6 protein-coding genes are annotated in these 5,551 nt (G+C 61.6%); all 6 read right to left on the bottom strand.

Going from position 1 to position 5,551, the window contains the following annotated elements:
• Positions 1–1,160: phage terminase large subunit family protein (locus LJE91_11235; GenBank protein MCG6869267.1), on the bottom strand; the 1,160-nt coding region annotated here is incomplete at its 3' end.
• On the bottom strand, positions 1,157–1,585 hold the full coding sequence (locus LJE91_11230; GenBank protein MCG6869266.1) for a DUF1441 family protein: 429 nt from the start codon (positions 1,583–1,585) through the stop codon (positions 1,157–1,159). The genes LJE91_11230 and LJE91_11235, both read right to left, overlap by 4 nt.
• Positions 1,585–2,166, bottom strand: coding sequence for a hypothetical protein (locus LJE91_11225; GenBank protein MCG6869265.1), 582 nt, complete (start codon positions 2,164–2,166; stop codon positions 1,585–1,587). Before LJE91_11225 ends, LJE91_11230 begins: the two co-directional genes overlap by 1 nt.
• Before the next feature lie 41 nt (positions 2,167–2,207).
• Entirely contained in the window at positions 2,208–2,393 is a 186-nt protein-coding gene (locus tag LJE91_11220; protein ID MCG6869264.1) for a hypothetical protein, read from the bottom strand.
• A gap of 357 nt (positions 2,394–2,750) precedes the next feature.
• The gene (locus LJE91_11215) at positions 2,751–3,359 is read right to left on the bottom strand and encodes a phage major capsid protein (GenBank protein ID MCG6869263.1); all 609 of its coding nucleotides are present in this window, start codon (positions 3,357–3,359) and stop codon (positions 2,751–2,753) included.
• Entirely contained in the window at positions 3,301–3,765 is a 465-nt protein-coding gene (locus tag LJE91_11210; GenBank protein ID MCG6869262.1) for a hypothetical protein, read from the bottom strand. Before LJE91_11210 ends, LJE91_11215 begins: the two co-directional genes overlap by 59 nt.
• Positions 3,766–5,551 lie beyond the last annotated feature (1,786 nt).

Raw genomic sequence — 5,551 nt, 5'->3', positions numbered from 1 at the left:
CCTAGTCCGATCGGCGCGTACGGCTCCCCAAGATCGAGATTAGTCACTGCCTTCAGCGCCATCTCGCTGTCGGTCGACTCGTAATCGAGCTTGGCCGCCAGGAACTTGCGCACGATCGACGACCAGGTCTGAAAGGCCGCGGCCGCGCCCGGCAGCCAGAACGATGCGATATCCGATTGTCGCGGTGTCCCGACGATCTGCCCTTTCTGGATACGACACCCCGCCGGCACCCACTTGTGCGCGGCAACCATCGCGGCCTTGCACTCCGGCCCGTTGATGACACCGCAGTGCGGGCACGGAACACCGGCCTCGTCCGCAACGGAATCGAGGTGATCCCCGAGCAGGTCATACCAATGCGGCCACGCGAATCCATCGATCCCGCTCGGTTGCATGAAGTATTCGCCGCACGCTTGGCAGGGCCAGTAGAACCGGCGCCGATCCCCGAGGTTGAACAGGCTACAGATGCCCTTTGCCGGCGGCGCCTCGTGCGGTTCCGATGGCGTCCACTGGGGTTCCTGCACGTCCCACCCTGGAGAAGATTCCGCCATCGTCATCCCCGCCGAGAGAAACGTTGTCGTCCGTTTCAGGGCCAGCGCGAACGGCGCCCCTTCACCGTCGACGTCGAGCGGCATCCGGTCGTGATCGGTCAGCGCGACGAACTTCAACGCGCGTCCGGAGAGCTGTGAGATCGAGGGCCAGCCAATCGAGAGAATCACGCCGTTGCGATATTGCTTATCGAAGATAATATCCTTGCTGCGCGCAGGACTCAGTTCGGCGCGCAGGTCATCGCTGTTGCGGTGCATCCTGTCGACGCGCCGTTTGCTGAAGTCACGCGCGGTGATTTGGCTGGTCTGCACGACCAGCATGTCACCGGGCGCAACCTTCGCCATGTAGGAACTCCACACATCCACCAGCGCCTGTGTCTTCCCTGCCTGCGCCGGCCCGACGAAGACCAGGCCGGCGTATCTACGGCTCGCCAGAAGATCCATGGGCTCGATCATGTACGGCGTGACCTGGGGGTCGAACTTGCCGACATAGCCCCCGGGCAACGCGAGCTTTACGTACTTCGCCGCGGCCTCGCTGACGCGCATCCGCGAGCGCGGCCGTGCCAGCTCGGCGACGTCGCGCCGAATCGCGGAGGCCTGCGCGAATCCCTTCATCTCGAATCGAACATGTCGACCTGCGGCGGGGGCGGTTTCTCGGGGACGTCGATGGTATCGCCGGCGACACCTTCGACGGCGATCTCCGGTACCGGTTCGTCACCCATCAGGGCCGCGTACAGGTTTTCGCGGAGCGCATCGAGCGCGGCCTCGACGCGCGCAATCGCCTCGTGCCCAAGACCGCAATCCCGGTCCAGGACGTCCGGTAACGTCTCCAGCAATTGAACTGACGCCTTGACGACGAACGCCAGTTCGGCGCGCGACTGCTCGACAGGCAACAGCAGGTGCCCGCGACCGTCATCGAACGCCTGCACGTCCCTGGCGCTCAGGCGTCTGAGTACCGTGTCCCTGGTCACGGCGAATTCTCGCGCCAGGGACGACGCACTGAACCGAATCCCGTCCGCCCGGATTACAGCAGCCTCCATTACGCAACCCTCCGTACCGGTATATCCATACGTGAATATACACTCAGCCGGTTGCACAGGGCCCGGTACGCGGCGCAGTGCGGGTCTTCCAGGTCGACGATCGTCGCGGTTTCCTTTCCGGGCGCCGGCTTCGATAGCCGGTTCAAATACCCTAACAACCACCCTCTGTTGGATAGCGGGCTGCCCAGTACAAGCGCCCGCCAGTGGGTCGCGGTAAAGTCGTCAGCGGACGCGGTCAGGTAGGTCGCCAGTAGCAGCGGTGCGTTATGCATGTCGATGCGCGCCTGGTCGAGAACCGACTTGGTAATCAGTTCGTGGATCACCACGCCGTCGCCTGTGTATTCTTCCAGGAGGCGGACCTGCTCGACTGTTTCGGCCAGCAGCAGCGTAGGGCGTTGCTCGACCTGTTCGATAGCGAGTTCGGCGAGCAGCATGTTCCGGCTCTCGTCGCGCCGGGCCGCGGTCATGAAATGCGCCCATCCCCGGGACTCGCAGCGGAATCCGGAATCGTACATCTCGACCTGTAGCCGCGGCGCCGGCAACGGCCGGTGCGGCATCCGCTCCGTGGTGCGGATGCGCATTCGGCGTTCCTTTGCCGTCGGAAACGTGACGACCTTGCGCGTCACAACTTGTTGGGTGGCTCGACCTTCGAGAGCTGTGTTACCGCCTGTTGGAAGTATTGCCGTAGTAGCTCCTCGGTCTGTATCGGATCGGTTACGCCGACCAATGCATCCTCGAGTCCGAGCTCCGCGTCCTCGAGGAGTTCGGCGATCTCGCGCATGCAATTGTTCCACGTTCGATTCGTCATCGCCGACAATCCCGCGCTTTCAAATCCGCCGCATGCTGCGGATTTACCGGCATGCTGGGAAACCCTCGCCGAGCTCGACGCCAGTCGTTGTCCCCGAGGGAGTTCCGCCCGCACCGCGCCAGTCGAGCGAGAAACGACACACGGTGCGGGCGTACCCCGCGCGGGAACGGCAGGACGAAACCGAGGCATTCCGAAACCTGCCGCGCCGTACTCAGTCGAGCGAGCTGCGCAACTGCGCGGACCGCCCATCGATTTTCTTCGCTCCCCTGGCCTCGTCAGGCGTTGATACAGAAACTCTCGGCATGACGTACCCCGATGTCCTGGAACACCCGCAGCACCAGACCGCCCGAGGCGGCCTTAGAGGCGGTGTCCGGGACGATATCGAGCGCGCCCCACATGCCCGATCAGAAGATCGTTCCAATTGCCATACATGATTCGTTTGGGGCTGAGCTGGCTTGTCACCAACACCTCCTCGCCGCCGACCGTGCCATCCGTGCCAATCACGAACTGGCCGCTGCCGGCGTCCTTGGTTTTTGTTTTCATGCCGCCGCGCACGGCCGGGGTGCAGATATAGGCGAGACTCCCCGTGGCCGCGTCGTGCGAATCAAGGGCGGTCACGAACCCGACCGCCTCCTCCCAGGTCGGGACGCCGGCAGTCAGGTCCGTGATCGTCTGGGCCAGCACGTCCGGGGTGTTCGCCACACCGATCGGGCTGTTACCCGTGCCGTCGCCCTCGAGAGCTGCGAGATCGATGGTGAGTGCGGCGCCGCGGGCCAGGTCCTCCGCCACCAGCGCATCGATCTGCGGTGTGGATTGCTTCAGCAGACGCCGTGACATCGCCACGCTGCCCGCCACGGTCTTTGGCATCATCGATACGGAATCGAGCGACACGTCCTGGTCGGTGACATCACCATCGTCCGGCAGCCACGCGAACGCGCCGCTGCCGGTCAGCCTCGGGATGTCCACGTTGCCCCGCAGCCCGGAAAAGGAAAGTCGCGCCGGCCTGCCCCACGACCGACTGTGCCTGCAGGTTGTCGATGAACGCGGTTTCGATTGTCTCCTTGCCCACCAGCTTGGTGCCTTTGGTGACATTTATCACCCGTGTTAGTTCGATCGGGATGACCATCCCATGAGGCACGTAGAACCCTTTGGAGGGTTTGTCCGTGGTCGCGGCGATATGGTCGGACACCGCGCGCTCGAACGATGCGGCTGTCTTCCACGCGCCGCTGTCGCCCTGGCTGGCCTCCACGGCCGCCCGGATCGCCCGGATCGCCCGGGTCAGTCTGTAGCGTCTGAGCTCGGCGCGGCTCAGGTCGGGGCCCAGGGGCGTGGGGTGCAGGGTGCGGTCAGTGAGCTGGATCGGGCTGTGCATGATGTTCCGGATGTTCTGGCGGTGGTTGGGTTTTGTGATCAGAACATGACGCAGCGGAAGCGAACAGGGGGGGTTCCGTGCCGCCTGCCTCGCGCACGGCATCGACCTCACCCACCAGCACCGCAAGGCCGCGATGTGGCTGGAGGCTGAAACCATCGAGCTCATGAGCCGGTTATGATTTCCCGATTACAAGGAAGTTGGGCAATTAACTTTCCGCGGGTCCTCCCTGGAAGTTTGTCTACCGCGCAGGCAAGCGGGGGCGCGGTTCTCGGAAATTTTTCAGCGCCCTATGGTCGGCCCTATACTTTTGCCATTACTATTCATGCGGTTATGACACCCTCCATTCAAAATATCAGCCCGATGGGCGCCTGTCCGCCAAAAGGCAGCCACTTTTTCGCGAGGTTTGTACTGTCAATTCAGGCAGTACCAGTGGCACCGGGATGAGCCTGGATCGCCTGCTCGGGTTGCGTGACCTGGTCAGGGAACACGGTCCCGCGGAGCTCGCGGACTGGGTGGAACACGCCGTGGATGGTTATATAACCACGCCAAATAGCGATCTGCAGAAGTTACTGGGCCTGAGAGGTCCAGGGACCAGGCACTCCTGCACTCTCCACACGCGCCTGAGGGATTCCTATTTGCGTCGTGCGGCGTTCCTGCTGTCCCCTGATGGGCCGGACCTGGAGAGGGCGCGGGCGCTAAACCATGAAATCCGGGTGTTTCGGCGCATCTGGCCGAGATGGGAGCATCTGGACGGGCCGCCCGAGAGTGCCGATGACGTCCAGGTCGAGCTGTGGCGCGCGTTCCGGACCGGGCAGGTGGTGCCCGAGAGCACGAAGCAATTGTGTGCGGTGGTGTCAGTACCAACACCATGGTACGGGATGGTGATTCCGGTATGCGGCCGGGTAAGTTTGCTTTTCGGTAGTTGCGAAATCCGGAATCGTCCTGGAAGCCGGTTTACAAGCGGTTATTGGGGAGTTTGCGGACTTGGCGTGATGCTTGTCGTCGGTTTCCGAGCCTCGGAAACCGACACGTGTGCCACTCATCCACTCGGGGAACCGTTCGCGACCCGGACCGCGCGGCGGGCATCGTATGAACCGAAAATGATAACAGTGCTGTTGTTGCAGGCAGCACGGTTTTCTTCCACAGGACTGTTGCCATTCTCATAGCTGATAACTTACACAGCGCTGTTATCATTATCAGCACTGATAACTAAAACAGCACTGTTACTATTAGCAGATCTGATAATTTACACAGCACTGATCACATTATCACAGCTAATAACTAAAACAGCACTGTTAACATTATAAGCACTAGTAACTTATACAGCACTGTTCAAATTCTCAGAACTGATGACTTACACAGGAGTAGGCGTCGTGCCGATATCGGCTCCCGCGGCCCTGGTTGACGTCATTACAAGCGAGGGCGATGGCCGCATGCAGGAGTGTTTTGTCACTCGATCTGCCTCGGTCTCGGCGTAGTAGCCGCGAAATTTCCATTCGGTGAGCGCTTTTTGAATCGAACTCCAGGCTTCTTCGGATTTGTCACGGTTCGTGACAAATTTGAGAAACCGTCCGAATCGCAACCTGTATTGAACCCATATCCGCGACTTCCCCTCCTTCAAACAACAGCCGCTCAGAGATTCGCTGATGAGCTAAGCCGGGAGGTTCGTACCCCGAAAGGGTGGGCGATGATGGGACGCAAGGGCGGTAACGAAGCCCTTGACCTGTTGTGCTACGACCGCGCCGCGGCGATCGTGCTCAACGCCGAAAGGATCAACTGGGACGCT

This window comes from Gammaproteobacteria bacterium, assembly GCA_022340215.1.
Classification (GTDB): Bacteria; Pseudomonadota; Gammaproteobacteria; order JAJDOJ01; family JAJDOJ01; genus JAJDOJ01.
Note: the sequence above shows the minus strand (reverse complement) of the source record. Positions and strands in the feature narration are given on the sequence as shown.